Below are 16,528 nucleotides of genomic sequence, written 5' to 3'. Positions count from 1 at the left end.
GGCAGGCGTCATGATGCTCCGGTAATGTCCTGCGGCACTTCGGCTTCGGTGTGATGGCCGAATCGGCGTTCGAGTTCGGCTCCCTCGATGTCGAGGTCGGGGACGTAGCGCGCGAACCAGCGCGGGTGGTACCACATGCGGTTTCCGACAATGGCCATGACGGCGGGGACCAGGGTCAGTCGGACGATGAACGCATCGAGCAGAACACCGATCGCCAGGGTGAAGGCCAAGGGCTTGACGATCGGGTTATCGGTGGTGGTGAACGCGACGAATACCGCGAACATGATCAGTGCCGCCGCGGTGACGACGCGCGCGGAGTGGGCGACGCCGTTGCGCACCGAATTGATCGCCTCACCGGTGCGTGTGTACTCCTCCTTGATCCGGGAGACGACGAAGATCTGATAGTCACTGGACAGGCCGAAGATGATGGCCAACGTGATGATCGGCAGGAAGCTCAGCGTCTGCGCCTTGGTGACGTCGAAAAGACTTGCACCCCAGCCCCATTGGAATACCGCGACCTGCGCGCCGAGGGCGGCGAAGACCGACAGGATGAACCCGACGATCGAGGACAACGGCACGAGGATCGTGCGGAACGCGATCGTGAGCAATACCAGCGCCAAGCCCACGACGACCGCGAGGAAGATGGGTAGCGCCTTGGCCAACTGGTTCGAGGTGTCGATATTCGCGGCGGTGGTACCGCCGACCAGATATGTTGCGCCGGTGCCGCTTTCGATGCGGTCGCGATCGTCGCGCAACCGGTTCACCAGATCGGTCGTCGCCGAGTCGTTGGGACCGGTCTTCGGGATCACCTGGATCAGCAGCAACCCGTTGCCAGAGCCCGCGGGCTGCACGGCGGCGACGTCGGACTCCTGCCGCAGTCGGCCCATCAGTGTTTGTCCGGCGTCGGGGCTGGTGGCGGCCGACAGGTCGGTCACAACCAGCAGGGGCCCGTTGAAACCGGGGCCGAACGAATCACTGACGATGCCGTATGCCTTGCGGGCGGTGCTCGACTCCGACTGCGTTTCACCGCTGGGCAATCCGAGGTCCATGCGCGTGGCCGGGATGGCCAGGACGACGAGAATCGCGATTCCGACAACCAGCATCGGGATCCGGAAACGGGTGACGAATCGTCCCCATGCGTGCCCGAATGTGCGTTCGGGTTCATAGGCGGCGATGCGCGCGACCTGCTCCGGCTTGCCCGGATGCAGCGGCGGCGAGATGAACTTGGCGACCATGTCACCGGCGAAGCCCAGCAGCGCGGGCAGCAGTGTCAGCGCGACCAGCATGGCGACCAGTACCGCACCCGCCGCCGTCAGTCCCATCACGGTGAGGAACGGAATGCCCGCAACCGCCAGACCGCACAATGCGATGATCACGGTGACCGCCGCGAACACCACCGAACTTCCCGCGGTCCCGACCGCCAGCGGAATCGACTCGGCCGCAGCCATTCCCAGCACGATCTGGTGCCGATGCCGCGAAAGGATGAACAGCGCGTAGTCGATGCCACAGGACAGACCGAGCATCAGAGCCAGCGATGTCGCCGCCGAGGCCACGTCGACGAAGGCGGCCACGCCCAGAATCCCGGTGAGCCCGATACCCACACCCACCAAGGCTGTGATGATGGGCAGTCCGGCGGCGACCACCGCGCCGAAGGTGATCAGCAGCACGATGAATGCCGCGACGATGCCGAGAATCTCTGGGGTATGAGGGATCTCGGCCGTGAAACCCGGATACACCGCACCGGAGAATTCCACCGTGAGACCGGCATCGCGAGCCGAGTCGGCGATGCGATTCACCTCGTCGAGGGTGTCCTCGCCGACCTCCCCCGCCGGCACCGAGAACTGCACGCTACCCAGTGCCACGCGTTGATTCGGCGATACCACCTGCGCCTGAAACGGGTCGATGACCGCCGCGACCTGCGGCAGTCCCTTCAACCCCGCCATTACCTGCTCGATCTGTGCGCTCGCCTGCTGGTCGGTCACCTTGGCCATGCCGGGGGTTTGGAAAACAACCTGCATCTGCGCGCCACTGAACGCGGGCATTCGCTGCTGCAGCAATGACACGGCATCCTGCGACTCGGTGCCGGGGACGGTGAAGTTGTCGTTGGTCTTACCACCGGTTCCGCCGGCGAACACGATCGCGCCGACCAGCACGACGATCCATAGTGCCAGCACCCACCAGCGGCGACGTGCTACGGCCTGACCGAGCGCGAATAGATACCGGGACATACGGGTCCTCTCACCGAGACACCAATTGACACATCAGCAGAGCGATCACGCACAACAGCGGCACGGTACCACATCAACTGATGATTTCCTCATAAACGCTGCAATGGTCAGCAATCCTTGATCGGGCGGCGAAATCTTCAATCGAACGATCTTGACGTGTAGCCTTGGCAGTCGGATCAACGCAATTTGAATAGGGCTCACGGCCCCGCAGCCGGGTGTGCGCAGTATGCGATCACCCTGCCGGGGGGAACATCGGATCCGTCACTACGGAGACCTCATGAGTTCACCGAATCGATTCGACGAAGTTCAAACTCGCGTAGCAGATCTCGCTCCCGTGTTCCGCAAACCGCTGGACTCGCCGTACGAGATCTCCAACGAATTATTTGCCGCACTCCGACACGTCCTGCACGACGTGGGCGGACAGCCGGATGTGCCGATCGAGTACCGGGAAAAGGCCGAAGAACCCTGGGAGATGAATACCTACGTCACCTGCGAATGCCTCGGCTGGCGTGGCGTGTGGAATTCCGAGGAACGCCGAAGGGCCGAGAACGATCTCGGCGCGACGCTGTATTTCGGTCTGCCCTACTACGCGCGCTGGGCGACCGTCGCGGCGAAGGTGCTGATCAACAAGGGTTTGATCACCCCGGACGAACTGTCCGCGAAATTGGACGATGTACGCGCACGGTTGGAGACGGGGCAATGACCAGGAAGTACGAGATCGGCGATCGCGTCCGTGTGCGAAACGCGACGTCGATGTTCCACACCCGCACCCAGGCATACACCCGTGGCCGCACAGGTGTCGTCGTCGAATACCGGCCAGAATGGGTGATTCCCGAGGACGAGGCGTGGGGACGTGCGGACGGTCGCTTCGAACCGTTCTACGTCGTGCGGTTCCGCCAGACAGATCTTTGGCCCAAATACACCGGCTTCGAGGTCGACACCCTGGAGACGGAGGTCTCCGAGCGCTGGCTCGAGCCCGCAGAGGAGGATGCCAAGTGAGTCAGACCCACGATCACGGGGCGCACGCGCCGATCCAGACGAGCTCACAGATCAGCGAGTTCGAGATTCTGGAGACGGCGGTTCGCGAGCTCGCCATCGAAAAGGGCCTCTTTTCGCAAGAAGACCATCGACGGTTCTCCGAATGGGCCGAATCGGTCGGTCCGCACGGTGGGTCGAAACTGGTCGCGAAGGCGTGGACGGATCCCGATTTCAAGGCGCGTCTGCTCGCCGACGGCACCGAGACGTGCAAGGAAGTCGGCATCGACTGGCGTGACCCGACCGGATCCGGCACGCCGAGCGACTACACCTTCTTCTACGTGCTGGAGAACACGCCCGAGGTGCACAACGTGATCGTCTGCACGCTGTGTTCGTGCTATCCGCGGCCGGTTCTCGGCATGTCACCGGACTGGTACCGCACTCCCAATTACCGTCGGCGCCTGGTGCGTTGGCCCCGTGAGGTGCTCGCCGAATTCGGCCTGCACATTCCGCCCGAGGTCGAGGTCCGGGTGCACGATTCGAATCAGAAGTCCCGTTTCATGGTGATGCCGATGCGCCCGGCGGGCACCGAGGGCTGGACGGAGGAGCAGCTGGCGGCCATCGTCACCCGGGACACGATGATCGGCGTTGCCGTGCCGCAGGTCGATTGGACCGCGCAGGCACCGCCGGATCAGGTCGAGGCGGCCTCGGGAAGGGGTGGGCAGTGACGAGCAGTCCCTACGACGTTCTTCTGCGGACCCTGGATCCCGAGTCGCGACGAGAGAACGCGCTTCCCGAACTCGATCGCAAGCCCGACCCATGGGAGTCGAGCATGCAGGCGACGTGCGAATGCCTGTCCTGGCGTGGCGCATTGGACAATCTGGAACGCCGCCATGCCGAGGATGCGCTCGGAGAGACGATCTACCACGACTTTCCCGTACACACCCGATCGGTCGTCGTCACGGCGCACACGCTGATGGATCGTGGATGGATCGTCCCGGAGGAGTTGCACGCGCGAATGGACGCGGTGCGGGAGCGGTTCAACCAGGACTAGCGCGGCACCCGACGGCTTTCAGCCCTCGGGGTAGAAGACGAACAGTGTGCAGCCGGTCGTCGACTGCGGAATGTGTGACGATCCGGCCGGAGCGTGGATGAACGATCCGGCCGGATAGTCGCGGAATCCGTCGTTGAATGTGCCGGATACTACGAAAACCTCCTCCGGTCCGGGCTCGTGCAGATCGATGCCCTCCCACGAGGTGCCCGGATCCATTTCCAGTAGGTACGCTTTCGCGCCGTTCGCCCCGTGCCACAGCGCCCGCGAGCGAATGCCCGGGAACAGCTCTCGCACAGGTGAATCCGCGACGGTCGTCCACTCGTATCCAGGGAACTCGGTGATCTCCATATCCCTGCAACTGCTGGTTTCGGCCGCTCTATTCCACGAACGGATCCGGACCCCCGGTTTGTTGGCATAGTCCCAGTTGCTGAACCGTTCCATGGGCAGCGGCCGCGAACCGCAACTGATGCAGACAGCAACTGTTGCATACCGCCCCTGTCAGGTAGTGTCTCGAACTCGTGGCATCAGCAATGGCGGCGCCGTGGGGCGGCTGCGGGGGTGCTCATCGGATTGCTGTTGCTGCGGTCGTTCTCGGCAGCGCCCGCACAGCTGGTGTGGCATCTGGTCGCGGTCGTCGCGGTGACCGCGCTCGGGGCCGCGGTGCTGTGGGTGATCCGCACCCGAGGGGTCGCGGTGGCCTGCCTGCTGAGCATTGTGGCGATGTTCCCGATCGCCTACTCCCAGGTGCACGGCGCACCGCCGACGCCGATGTCGTACAACTTTCCGGAACGGCGCTCGGACATGCGGGCGGCCTTCGCCGATTTCCCCGGTGTCACACTGCAACTCGCCGATCGCGCACTTCTGCAGCCGAGCGATATGAGCCTCGCGGGCGCGTACGGCTCCCTCGCCTTCGGCAACTACGCCAAGAACCTGCGCTTGGATTACGTCAACGCATATACCCCGATCGGATACGCTGCCTTCAGCGCGCTGCTGTGCATGGGTTGGGACGGCAGCACCTGTCCAGACGCGTACCGGCGCGCGTTCGCGCCCGAATCATCCACTGGCAAAACGATTGTCGATCTGATGAAGGTCGATCGGGTCGTCCTGCAGCGGGCCCAATTCCCCGACGCCCCCGACCATCCGGCCCCGCCGGGCTGGAAGTGGGTCGACTATCCGGGGCACGAACGCTACATCTGGGTACTCGAACGCGTCGACGGCCCGCTTTCGACCCGTAACGGTCTGATCGTCGATACCGAAGGCGTGCAAGCTAGTTCGGTATCGCGTGACAGCGTTACCAGCCGAATCCGGGCCACCTCAACCGGCGGCGGACGCATCGTTTTCGCACGCCTCGGCTGGCCCGGTTATCGAGTTACGCTCAACGGCAACGAAATTCCGTTCACCACCGTGGCAGGCACGTTCATCGCCATCGATATCCCACCGCACACCGACAATGCGGAATTGCTCCTCACCTGGCGGCCACCCGGGTGGAAGATCAGCATTGCGGCGGCACTTGCCGGACTCGCCGCATTGCAGTACGCCCATATCCGGCCCAGGCATCAACTCTCGGACGTCGCGCCCGACGTGCCGATGCCTGACGAACGTGAGCACGAAGCGGACCTGGTAGTCGCACGTCAGGCCCTACAGCGGGTACGCCTGCAGTCCCTTGGCGGCACCGCATTCCTCCCCCGCCGTGGTGAACGCGGTCAGCGCTCGCACCAGCCCCTGGCGCTGGGCAGCGGGCATGGTCTGCACTACGCGGGCGATTTCGGCGCGACGGCGCGCGGTCACCTCGGCGACGACGCGTCGCCCGTGCTCGGTGAGATCGACGATCTGTTCGCGCCGGGACTGCGGATTGGGTTGGCGGGTAAGCAATTCCGCGGATACGAGCCGCTCGACCATCCTGGTCGCGGTCGATGGCTGCACATCCAATTGCTGGGCCAAGGTGGCCAGATTGCTCGGGCCCTGAGTCGCGAGGATCACCAGCGTGCGGAACTGCGGCAGCGTGATCGTATCGTCGACGTGCGCGATCGAGCGGGCCGAGATGGCCATGAGCAGGCGGGACGCGGTCAGCAATGCGTCGGTGACCTCGTCGACCGAGTCCGATGGTGTCGAGCGGGCTGAGGCCGCCATCATCCTCCTCCGTCGGTGCGATGTTAGGACCTTACCCGCACCGGACAGCCAGACGTCGCCCGCGTGGTCCGTGAGCGGGCACGGTAACCTGCGAGGCCGATGTTTCGATCCGTTTCCTACCAGGCAGTCACGGGTAATCAACCGAACACACTTGCGATTCGACTTCGGACCCGATGGGCTGGAGCGGTTTTCGTCGACAGCGCAAATCGAACCGATGATCGGTTCACCAGGACAGCGAAGAAGATGGGCACCTCAGATGGCTGATTTCGCCGAGCGGTTGAACAAGCTGTTCGAAACCGTGCATCCCCCGGGCCGCCGCTCGCATACCAATGCCGAAGTCGCGGACGCGTTGACGAACTCCGGGTACCCGATCTCGAAACCCTATCTGTCCCAACTACGGTCGGGGCAGCGCGCCAACCCCTCCAACGAGACCATGACCGCCCTCGCCAAATTCTTCAAGGTCAAACCGGACTACTTCTTCAATGACGTCTACGCCGCCAAAATCGACCACGATCTGGAACTGCTGTCTCAACTTCAGGGCTATCACCTGCGCCGACTATCGAGCAGAGCTTTCGACCTTTCCGAGGAATCGCAGAATCTGCTCGCCACCATGGCGGAAAAACTCCGGGCGAGCGAAGGATTACCGGCCGCACCGCCGGATACCGACGACTCAGGACTCGACCAGGCATAACGCCGCGCCCGGTGCTTGCCTCGACGGAAAGTCCGCGAAGGTGCAGGCGACCAGGCTCGATCTCAGATACCAGGCGTCGGTGACGTTTTCGGGATCGAGTCCGGTCAATTCGGCAATTCGGATGAGGCGGCGGCGCACAGCGCTGGTCGAGACGCCGAGCCGGCGGGCGGTCGGCGCGCGCTTGCCCTGCGCGACGAAGTAGGTGCGCAGGGTGTCGAGTAGTCCGGGCTCGGTCCGCAGCGGATCGAGGATCGCCCGCAGATGCTGGTAGCCGGGACCAGGCTGGATCAGTTGGTACTCATGTGCCAGATCTTCGAACCGGTGCAAACCGGGTCCACGATCCAGGCGCAGGGCGAGATCGAGCAGTTGGTGCACGCGGTCGGCCGCAGGGGGAATCCGGCCACGCGGCGACGCCGTGAATGTCGCGGTGACCGGGGCGGCAGCGGCGCGCATCAGCCGGGCGACCAGGTCGACCAGCCATTCTTCAGTAATGGCCGCGAATTCCGTTGGGACCAGGATGGTTCCGCCATCGACACTGAGCAGCGATAGCACCCGGCATTCGCCAGTGGTCGCCAATTCGGCTTGGACGCGGCGAAGTTTGCGGCGCGCGACCACCCTGGAATCGAGTCGAGCATCGTTCTCGTCGGGATGCGGCCCCAGCGCGACCGCGATCACAAAGTAGGACGACGAAAGTTCGGCGCCGCATCGGTGCACCGTCGTCGGATCCGCTTTTCCGGCCAGCAGCGCCGATGCCAGTGTCTGCGCGGTGACTCTGCGATCACCGGTCATGGCACGCACTTCGCCGACGTACCCGCGCAATACCGCGGTCGAAAGCTCCTGTGTCGCTTGGATCAGGCGCGCGCCGTCGGTGTAAATCTCCTGCCGAACCGACTGCGGCCGATCGGCGGCAACGAGTTCGAAACCGGCTTTGATTCCGGCGTGCATGACGTGCTGGATCAGTGCGATCGGCAACTCCCGATCCGCCATTCTGGCCGCGATGGTCTCGAGCCGCGCCACGGCTCGCTCTGGTACCGGCCTGCCCGTGCGGATCGCGGCCGTGAGGCCTTCCAAACCGCAGCGTGCGACCGTGATCAGGTCGCCCTGAACGGCACCACCGAGGCCTTCGACCGATGCGCTTTCGAGACGGTTCACGATCTTGCGCGACAATGCCGAGTAATTCGGCTCGAAAGAATCATTCGTGACCGTCATGGCATTTCCCCTGAGATTCGCACTGACCGGCAGGCCGGGCGCGGCATGGTCGGCGAGAATTCACCAGCCATCGTGCTCCCTGCCGAAAATCGACGCTACCGTCGGTCGGTCACGCTACGACAGATTATCGGCGTGCGATACGCACCTGGCAGCCGATGGTGAAGCGACACAAAAAATTCGCCGGATTTCGATGACGCTTACCGAGTGGCTCACTTGATCAGTGCTGCTTCGAATATCGGCCAGGACTTGTGCAGATCCTCCTGCCAATAGCCCCACGAATGCGTGCCGTTCGATCGGAAATCGAAGGTGGCGGGAATGCCGAGGGATTGGAGTCGGTCGTGCAGTTGGTGGGTGCACATGTTCATGACCGCTTCCAGCGGCACTCCGAACATCACCTGCCACACGAGCTGGATCAGGTCGCCTCGCGTGCCTTCGGGGGTGTCCAACGGTCCGAGTGCCCCTGTGCCCGCGGAAACGTAGATGGCGGTGCCGCGCAGCCGATCGGCGTGCAGGTAGGGATCGTTTGCGGCCCATGTCGGATCCGAGGGCGGGCCCCACATATTCAGTGCATTGCCGCGCCACCGCGCGACGACCCCGGTGACGAACGCCTGTCCCTGCGGGTCGCTGGTTCGGACACAACCGCTGTAGGAGCCGATCGCCCGATAGCGACCGGGTGCGGCCAAAGCGAGTTGGAAGACCGAGGTCGCGGACATCGAAAGCCCGGCAATGGCGTTGGCACCGTTGCCATTGAATGCCTGGTCGATGAGCGGCGGCAATTCCTCGGTCAGAAAGGTCGTCCAGCGTTGCCGCCCGAGCAGCGGATCGTCGGATTTCCAGTCGGTGAAATAGCTGCCCGCACCGCCGATGGGGATTACGACATTGACCGGTTTATCACGGAAGAAGTCAGCGACATCGGTTTCGTCGTACCAACTGCCACCGACACCGCCATTGGCGCCGTTGAGCAGGTACAGCGTGGGTGCTGCGGTGTGCTCGTCGCGGGCGCGCAACACCTGCACGGGGAAGATGGTGTTCATCGCGGCCGAATACACCGATATCTCGATCAGGCGGTCGTTTCGTTGCCGGATGCGGTCCAGGCGCGATCCGTCGGCCGACACCGCTATCGGTTTCGGCGGCGGCTGGGCGTGCACCACGGCGACAGGTGCGCCGAAGACGCCGAGAACCGTTGCAACACAGAGCAAGCGGATTCGAGCAGGCTGGGTGCTGTCGATGGAACCGATCACGAGCGCTCCTGATCGGCGTGCGTCATCTACCAAGCGCAGAGCGAGTGTTCGCATGCGGCCAGCAATGGACGCGCCACCAATTAGGTGACGCGCCCGCCACCGTCCGGGTCGCCGAATGGATCGGTGGCCAGGCGTCGACGATAAAGACCCGTGACCGGCTCCAATTGCTCGGGGAGCAACAGCGGGGCCGACAAGGCCGGTACGAATCGCGGATCCAGTGCTCGGAACTGTCATCGGTAATTGCCTAGTGTCAGATGCCCGGGTCGAGCACGTTGGTGATCAGATGCGGCCAGGTTTCGGCCCATGGACGGATGCTGCGGTCGCAGCGCCAGATGACGATGTTGCGGTTGATACCGGGAAATCCGAGGCGATCATCGAGGCGCTTCAATGGACGGACATCCCAAAACGTCTGTCGCAATAGCGGTTCCGCTGCGTCGGCGGCGACATACAGCACAGTGGTATCGGTCTCCGAAGGCTTACCGAAATAGGCGAATCCACGATTGGGGCTGTAGATCGGAGGCAGGTCCGGGCTGCCGAGTCGGTCCAGCACGCTCGCTGCCCAATAGGTTTGCGTGACAATGACCGTGTGGGCGCGGGCGCCGAGATCTATTGTGCGGTAGGCGGCATCGACGGACGCCGTCAGTTCCGACCAGCCGCTGGAGCCGAATACACGCATTCGGGTGGACAATTCGCTTTGCGTATTCGTCGGCCGGTCCAGGGCACCCGACGATACCGGTAACAGAAACACCATGGCGACAGCGATTGTCGCGGCGAGCGCAGCCATGGTGATCCCCGTCGCCTTCTCCCACCGGCTGAACTCACGGGCCTGTGCCCACACCGCGCCTGCGGCGAACAGAACCGGAAGCAGCCCCGCGACGTAGTACGCGCGCGTCCCGGTCACCAGCACGAACCCGGATTGGACGACAACGGCGACGACGATGAACCGATAAGGCCGCAGTGCGGAATGCCGGACCAGCGCCCAAATGCCCACCACGGCAAGGAATCCACCGATACCGGTCAGCATCGCCAACTGCATCGGCAGTCCCGCGATGCCGCCGGTCGCGGCCTGCTGTTCGGCTCGTATCGTCGCGCCCATGGCCAGTTGCGGCCACCCATGCCGCGCCTGCCAACCCAGTCCCGGTAGGACCGTCGCTAGCGAGAATGCGGCACCGAACCACAAGGCCGGCCGCCGGAGCAGATCTCGCGGACCGAAAATCATGACGCCGATAGCGATTCCGGCGCCCAACACCGGAGCCAATAGTTTCACCTGTAGATCCAGCGCGACGACCACGGTGGCGGCAATCAGAAGCCGATCGTCACGGATCCGAATCCAGCGCACTATCAGCCAGATCAAGACCGCAACCAGCGTGGCATCGAGAGCGAAGGTCGACAGCGTGGCCGACTGGGTGATCGCGAACGGACAGCACGCGTAGGCAAGAGCCGCGAGTACCTGCGCGATACGCCCGCCGCCGAATTCGCGGGCGGAGGCGGCGGCGGTCACGATTGCCAGCACAGCGGCCACGATCGACGGAATGCGCAGTGCGACAAGCGAACCCGGCGCTATCCAGTCCACGCATCGAGCGAGAAGTGGTAGCAATGGCCCCTGGTCGACGTAGCCGAAGGCGAGCCGAGCACCGGCCGATAAGAAGTACAGTTCGTCACCGAAGTAGTCGTATCGGTCCGCCCGCGCGACCAGGACAACCGAGACGAGCCCGGTAATCGCGGCTACCGGTCGCAATGCGAACGGCGGCAAGGTATTTCGCAGTTCGGCGTGCCGTGTGGCAGCGGAAGTCGTCACAAGCGCCTCCTCGACACGACCCCCCAGGCCGTGCGGGTCGTCGCATCGCAAACCCGGACGGTCATGACAAGACGTCGACCCGCACGGCATAGTCACCGTCCGCGACCACAGCGGTAACGACGGCGGTCAGCGCCTTCGCGTACCGATCGATCGACGCGTGCGCCTGGGGGGTGTCGGGAAACATCAGGGTCAGGGTGGTCACCTCGTTGAACCGATTTATCCAGAGGTACACCTCGCTCGCGCTGGCCCGATTGCCGTACAGACCGCCGTTGATCCGATCGAACATTTCCGCACCCGCCATCCTGCGGACATCGACATATGACAGCATCGGCGCGGTCCAGCCCGGCTTGGTCCGGATGCCCAGCTCCGGGGTGACCAGCTCGAGCACCCGATGCGGTGAAATATCGGTCAGATCCTTGGCACGCTCGGCCGCATCCTGGACCGAGGCAACGAGCGAAGTGAAGGTGTCATCGGGCCGGATCGCCGCGGTGACCGGAATGAGGTTGGTGTACCAGCCCACCGAGGTCGCCTCGCCGGGGGTGGCGCGAGTATTGGCCGGGGCGAGGCCGAAATACCAATCCCGACCGGTCAATTCGAGCTCCGCCATGGCCAGCGCGGTAAACAGTCCGCCGATGAATCGGCCACCGTGATCCTGGCAGACCTGTTCGAATCGCACGGCGTCGGCCTCGCTCATCAGCGGCAGCGTCACCTGCGCGCCACGGATGCCGCCGTCGGCCAGTCCGAGGTCCAGTGGAAACGACGGCATATCACCGTCATTGAGCTGTAGCAGCTCGACCCAGTGCCGGATCTGCGGTGATTCCAGCGTGAGTTGTTCATTGAGCCGGCGTTCACGCGCACAGTATGCGAGGTGGCCGTCGACCGGCGCGGAAGGGACTCGGCCGCCGGACAATTCATTGCCGTACAGCATCAGCAGATCGACGCAGGACAATGCCTGCGCGAGCCCGTCGGTATGCAGATGATCCACGGCGGCGTACACCGTAAATGAATCACCGTGATCGATCACGCCGAAACTGAAGCAATCCCATTCGAACGGACCCGATGTTTCGGCCTGCACCCGCTCGCGAATCGCATCGCTGTCAAGGAATTCTTCGTGGTCCGTCGCGACGAATTCGATATCATCCGGCCGCACCACATGCCGCACGACCCGACCCTCGGCGGTAAACGAAAACCAGCTCGAAAACGTGTCGTGGCGACGCAGGAATGCGTTGAATGTCCGGGTCAGCGCTTCGCGGACCGGAGCGCCGGGAATATCGAAGGCAATCATGCACAATCGCGATGCCCGAACGCCCGCATCGGCATTGCGATGCGCGGTCCGCAGATATGCCTCCTGCTGGTAAGAGGGCATTGTCGGGTGTATCGGGGCCGTCCGCACCGCCGCCCGCGAACTCGGTGACGCCATCCATGTGGTGAGCCGACCGCGCTCGGGATGCCATTCATCGAAGAAACCGAAATTGACCAATGGATGCCCTCGATTCGTGAAGCCAGGAGAATGTCAGTCAACGGCATGTATTGCCGATCGACCATGGCCGGGCGCGAACTTTGTGATGTTCCCCAGAACCAATGGATTTCGCCGAAAGATCGTCCAAATAGCCTTATCTGCGCTGGTAATCGCCGACTATCGTGGCCACGCAATAGATCGTGGGAAGGATGAGCGAGTGCGAACTGCGACAGGGCTCATGACGCTCATCTGCGCAGTGGGTCTGGCCGCCGTACCCGTGACCGCACGATCGGAACCCAGCGGACAGATCACGGTCGCCGCGGCCACCGCCGCCGCACGCCCGGCCGCCGATGGTTCCGCTCTCGCGGGCCTGGTCGAGAATGCGGACGGCATGCTCGACCTGCGCGTCCACTCGGCCGCAATGGACACCGATATCCTCGTCAAAGTGCTTCGGGCGCCGGATAGTTCGGCGCCCGCCCCCACGCTGTACCTACTCAACGGTGCCAGCGGTGGCGCGGACGCCAGTAGTTGGCCCGAGCAAACCGATATCGTCGAGTTCTTCCGCGACAAGCAGGTCACGGTTGTCACCCCGATGGGCGGCAACGGCAGCTACTTCACCGATTGGCGCGACGACGATCCAATCCTGGGCCGCCAACGCTGGACAACCTTTCTGACTCGGGAACTGCCGCCGATCATCGACTCGGCCTTCAACGGCAGCGGCGCCAACGCGATCGCGGGGATCTCCATGGCCGCGACGTCGGTATTCCAGCTCGCACTCGCGGCACCCGGGCGCTACCGGGCCATCGGCTCCTACAGCGGTTGCGTGCAGACCAGTGACCCACTGGGCCAAGCCATGATCGACGCGGTCGTACTGCGCTGGCGCGGCAATCCGAGCAATATGTGGGGGCCGCCGAACGATCCGGCCTGGGCCGCCAACGACCCCTATGTGCATGCCGAAATGCTGCGCGGCACAGCCGTTTACGTCTCGACCGGCACCGGCGTTCCCGGACCGCTGGACACCCTCGACGGCCCGGGAATCCGGGACAACGCGGGCAAACTCGTCGGCCAGCTCGTCAACGGCGGCGTGCTGGAGGCCATCACCAACCAGTGCGCGCACGCACTGCGCGAGCGCCTCCAACAACTGAACATCCCCGCCACCTTCGACCTGCGCCCCACCGGCACCCATTCGTGGGGCTATTGGCAGGAAGACCTGCACAAATCGTGGCCGATGATCCGCGACGCGCTGCGCGGATAGCGCACCAACTCAATTCAGCCGAGCGCCTACCCTGGCCATCGGCGGGGCCCAGCGGGGCCGCTGCGGACTGCCTTGCCTCGGCGGCGTCGGCGTGTTCGTCGCTGTTCGTTTGGCCCCGCTCAATGCTTGGTCGGTGAGAACCGTATCGGAGATGTGCCCACGAGCCACGCGGAGCAACTCTTGATCCGCTGGATTACGCAATACATTGTTGACGCTGGTCAAGACAAGGTCCGCCTGCCTGCTGCCGATCTCGCCCAACATGCGCCTGGCGGCGAGGGCGTCGTTCGCGAATGGACCACCAGCCAGTGGGCCCGACGTGACAGTGCCGCCGCCGGCGACTGTTTGGAGAGCCCGGGCCGCGTCCTCTGTGGGTGTGCCCAGGTATGCATTGACGAATTGCTCCTCGCCCGCGGTAAGGGTGACACCTGCGGGCGCCGAGCGCCGATACCGGAATGCGGCGGCCTGCAAGGTGGCGAGATCCGCCGCGACTTCGCCGGGAGAACTGCCACCGTCGATGAGTCGAAGCGATGAGTCCTGGACGCGTTGGACCGCGGCCACCGCGCGACCGAGATGGTTATTGGCGAGCGTCCAGCCCTTGGAGTTGTCATCGACGATCGACCACGAGCGAATGGCGTTGAACATGATGTCCTCGTCGGTGAATCCGGCGGCGAGCAATGCCGCAGGCGCATCGGTGATCTTCCCGCCGATATCCACCAGACCCTGCAGCGCCGCGGCCGCGCCGCGCACGGTATTGATGCCGCCATTCGGCGCGGCAAGCGCGGCCTCCCGGGCAGCCCGCGCGAATACGGGCCGGTGCACGTATGCCTGTGCATAGGAACCCGTGGGTCCACCCACACCTGGCGCGCCCCAGAATCCCCATTGGCCCAATTGCGCCTCGCGCTCCATCCGGGCGAACGGCCGCAGCGGTGAACGGGTCTTTCCCCAGAGCCATTCGGTCGCTGGCGAACCGCTGACCGTGCTGAAAGCGGCAAGCACAGGCAGCATCCCCGCCCGCATGGAATGTCCAGCCCCGACCGTGCCCATACCGAGTGCGGTCGCGCTACCACCCGAACCCCGTGCGCCACTGCCTTGCGCCGCCAGCGCGAACCGATTGGCGATCCACTCGTTGCCCCGGTCCAGACCCGCGCTGAGCCTTTTGAGCTGCAGGATCGCGACAATCTCGACGATCGCGCCGATGATGAACACCACCATGACCTGATCGCGGGCCAGCGTGAACAGGTCTCGCAGGATCAGTACGTAGACGCCGAGAAAGATGGTGTAGGCGGTCATGCGCGCCGCGGCTACGAAGCCGTCGACGACATTGCGGATCAGGAACGTCTGGGTGGGTCCGTAGATGAATCCGCCTGCGGCGAAACCGAAGATCGACATCAAGCCGTGGTAGATGGTGTCGAGTGCGGCACGGATCACCTTGATCGCCAGCACCGCCCCGAAGGCGAGCAGGATCGCCCCGGCCAGCAGCAGCAATAGGCCGGTGCCGATCTGCTCGAAATTCGGATTGTCCATCGACTCCTCGGCCGCGCCGTCCCCGCAAGCGCCGATGCCCTTTTTCACCCGATCTTCGCTGCGCGCCGTGACACCGGCCGACCATGCCGCACGACATGCGGGCTGATCATCGACCACATGCCCGAAGTTCCAGACCTGCAGCGGACGACGGGCGAAGTTATCGGTCAAGGTGCCCTGCATGGTCGCCACCATGCGCGACGGATCGACATTGCTATCGCCGTTCAACCCGGCCGCCACCGAAATGCCGAGATCGCGGCCCTGCGCCAGCAGACCGTCCGATGCGAGCACATCGGCCAGTGGCTCGGCCAGGAATATCGGCCCCAGCACGGCGACCATGAGCATGGTCCCCATTTGGAGAGTGGCCTTGGAGTACAAGCCGCGCACGACGAACCACGCGACGAAGAACGCACCGAGCGTCGCCGCGGTCACCAACATGATCGGCGTCGCGATCTGGCCGGTCAGGCTGTGCGCTACCCCGAGCAATGCCTTGGAGAAGATGTTCAGCCACTGGAAACTCAGGGCGTAGCCGATCAGCCAGATTGCCGTGATCACAATGATTTTCCAGCCCGCGAACTCCAGGCCGATCACCAGGGATATCGCGGTATTTCCCGGACTCAGTACGCCGCCGTGATCGGTGGCGAAGACATAGCTGGCAGCCTCGACGCCCGAGGAATCGGAGACGTGAGTCCAGCCGAGTGCACTGCCCACCGACGATCCGGCGGTGCGGGTGCCGCTCTCGGCCGCGGCCGAGGCCGTGGCGCCGAGCAGACCGGGGAAGACGACCAGAACGAAGACAGTGAGCAGGACCCCGACCGTCCAGCGGCGCCGGCGCGTAGCGCGGATCCACCTACGACACCGCAGCAGCACCGCGGGCAACTGCCAACGATCCGGATCCCAGTAATCCGATCTCCAGTTGTTCACCGCTACAACCTGATTCGTTTCCGCGCACCCGAATCGCAGGCAC

At 64.1% G+C, this 16,528-nt stretch carries 14 protein-coding genes and 1 pseudogene; 7 read left to right on the top strand and 8 right to left on the bottom strand.

The features are described 5' to 3' along the window. Positions 1-8 precede the first annotated feature (8 nt). Positions 9-2,228 carry an MMPL family transporter gene (locus ACIBJI_RS10455; RefSeq protein ID WP_397083832.1) on the bottom strand — a complete coding sequence of 740 codons (2,220 nt, stop codon included), beginning with the start codon at positions 2,226-2,228 and terminating at the stop codon, positions 9-11. A gap of 277 nt (positions 2,229-2,505) precedes the next feature. Between ACIBJI_RS10455 and ACIBJI_RS10450 the strand changes: the two genes are divergently transcribed. The 4 genes from ACIBJI_RS10450 to ACIBJI_RS10435 are packed head-to-tail and all read left to right on the top strand — an operon-like array spanning position 2,506 to position 4,257. Further along, entirely contained in the window at positions 2,506-2,931 is a 426-nt protein-coding gene (locus ACIBJI_RS10450; RefSeq protein WP_397083829.1) for a hypothetical protein, read from the top strand. Continuing rightward, positions 2,928-3,227, top strand: coding sequence for an SH3-like domain-containing protein (locus ACIBJI_RS10445; protein WP_364350262.1), 300 nt, complete (start codon positions 2,928-2,930; stop codon positions 3,225-3,227). The genes ACIBJI_RS10450 and ACIBJI_RS10445 overlap by 4 nt, the downstream gene beginning before the upstream one ends. Continuing rightward, positions 3,224-3,931, top strand: a complete 708-nt coding sequence (scnC, locus tag ACIBJI_RS10440) for a thiocyanate hydrolase subunit gamma (RefSeq protein ID WP_364350265.1) — start codon at positions 3,224-3,226, stop codon at positions 3,929-3,931. Before ACIBJI_RS10445 ends, scnC begins: the two co-directional genes overlap by 4 nt. Continuing rightward, positions 3,928-4,257, top strand: a complete 330-nt coding sequence (locus ACIBJI_RS10435; RefSeq protein WP_364350268.1) for a ScnB — start codon at positions 3,928-3,930, stop codon at positions 4,255-4,257. Before scnC ends, ACIBJI_RS10435 begins: the two co-directional genes overlap by 4 nt. Positions 4,258-4,275: 18 nt before the next feature. Here the strand turns inward: ACIBJI_RS10435 and ACIBJI_RS10430 are convergent, their stop codons facing one another. Beyond that, positions 4,276-4,605, bottom strand: a complete 330-nt coding sequence (locus tag ACIBJI_RS10430) for a cupin domain-containing protein (protein ID WP_397083827.1) — start codon at positions 4,603-4,605, stop codon at positions 4,276-4,278. 183 nt (positions 4,606-4,788) lie between these two features. Between ACIBJI_RS10430 and ACIBJI_RS10425 the strand changes: the two are divergent. Beyond that, positions 4,789-5,853: pseudogene (locus ACIBJI_RS10425) on the top strand (hypothetical protein); the annotation flags it as partial. A gap of 42 nt (positions 5,854-5,895) precedes the next feature. Here ACIBJI_RS10425 and ACIBJI_RS10420 read toward each other — a convergent pair. Further along, the gene (locus ACIBJI_RS10420; RefSeq protein WP_397083825.1) at positions 5,896-6,390 is read right to left on the bottom strand and encodes a MarR family winged helix-turn-helix transcriptional regulator; all 495 of its coding nucleotides are present in this window, start codon (positions 6,388-6,390) and stop codon (positions 5,896-5,898) included. A gap of 253 nt (positions 6,391-6,643) precedes the next feature. On the opposite strand from ACIBJI_RS10420, the gene ACIBJI_RS10415 reads away from it, so the two are divergent. Continuing rightward, positions 6,644-7,078 (top strand): helix-turn-helix domain-containing protein, encoded by a 435-nt coding sequence (locus ACIBJI_RS10415; protein WP_397083823.1) that lies wholly within the window; start codon positions 6,644-6,646, stop codon positions 7,076-7,078. On the opposite strand, the gene ACIBJI_RS10410 is transcribed toward ACIBJI_RS10415, so the two are convergent. The 4 genes from ACIBJI_RS10410 to ACIBJI_RS10395 all read right to left on the bottom strand — a co-directional run bounded on the left by ACIBJI_RS10410 (position 7,058) and on the right by ACIBJI_RS10395 (position 12,692). After that, positions 7,058-8,287, bottom strand: coding sequence for a helix-turn-helix domain-containing protein (locus ACIBJI_RS10410; RefSeq protein ID WP_397083821.1), 1,230 nt, complete (start codon positions 8,285-8,287; stop codon positions 7,058-7,060). The two genes, ACIBJI_RS10415 and ACIBJI_RS10410, sit on opposite strands and share 21 nt — an antisense overlap. 209 nt (positions 8,288-8,496) lie before the next feature. Then, complete coding sequence (locus tag ACIBJI_RS10405) at positions 8,497-9,528, bottom strand: alpha/beta hydrolase (RefSeq protein WP_397083819.1); 1,032 nt, start codon at positions 9,526-9,528, stop codon at positions 8,497-8,499. Between the two features lie 250 nt (positions 9,529-9,778). Then, positions 9,779-11,326 (bottom strand): glycosyltransferase family 39 protein, encoded by a 1,548-nt coding sequence (locus ACIBJI_RS10400; RefSeq protein ID WP_397083817.1) that lies wholly within the window; start codon positions 11,324-11,326, stop codon positions 9,779-9,781. Positions 11,327-11,387: 61 nt separating this feature from the next. Beyond that, positions 11,388-12,692, bottom strand: coding sequence for a condensation domain-containing protein (locus tag ACIBJI_RS10395; protein ID WP_396955670.1), 1,305 nt, complete (start codon positions 12,690-12,692; stop codon positions 11,388-11,390). Positions 12,693-13,023: 331 nt separating this feature from the next. Between ACIBJI_RS10395 and ACIBJI_RS10390 the strand changes: the two genes are divergently transcribed. Next, a complete protein-coding gene (locus tag ACIBJI_RS10390; RefSeq protein WP_396955977.1) occupies positions 13,024-14,040 on the top strand; it encodes an alpha/beta hydrolase in 1,017 nt (338 codons plus the stop codon). A gap of 9 nt (positions 14,041-14,049) precedes the next feature. Here the strand turns inward: ACIBJI_RS10390 and ACIBJI_RS10385 are convergent, their stop codons facing one another. Then, positions 14,050-16,485, bottom strand: coding sequence for a hypothetical protein (locus tag ACIBJI_RS10385; RefSeq protein ID WP_364350292.1), 2,436 nt, complete (start codon positions 16,483-16,485; stop codon positions 14,050-14,052). Positions 16,486-16,528: the final 43 nt, after the last annotated feature.

The organism is Nocardia sp. NPDC050408, from assembly GCF_044458905.1.
Lineage (GTDB): Bacteria > Actinomycetota > Actinomycetes > Mycobacteriales > Mycobacteriaceae > Nocardia.
The sequence above is the reverse complement of the archived record's forward strand: the minus strand, read 5'-3'. Positions and strand labels throughout refer to the sequence as shown.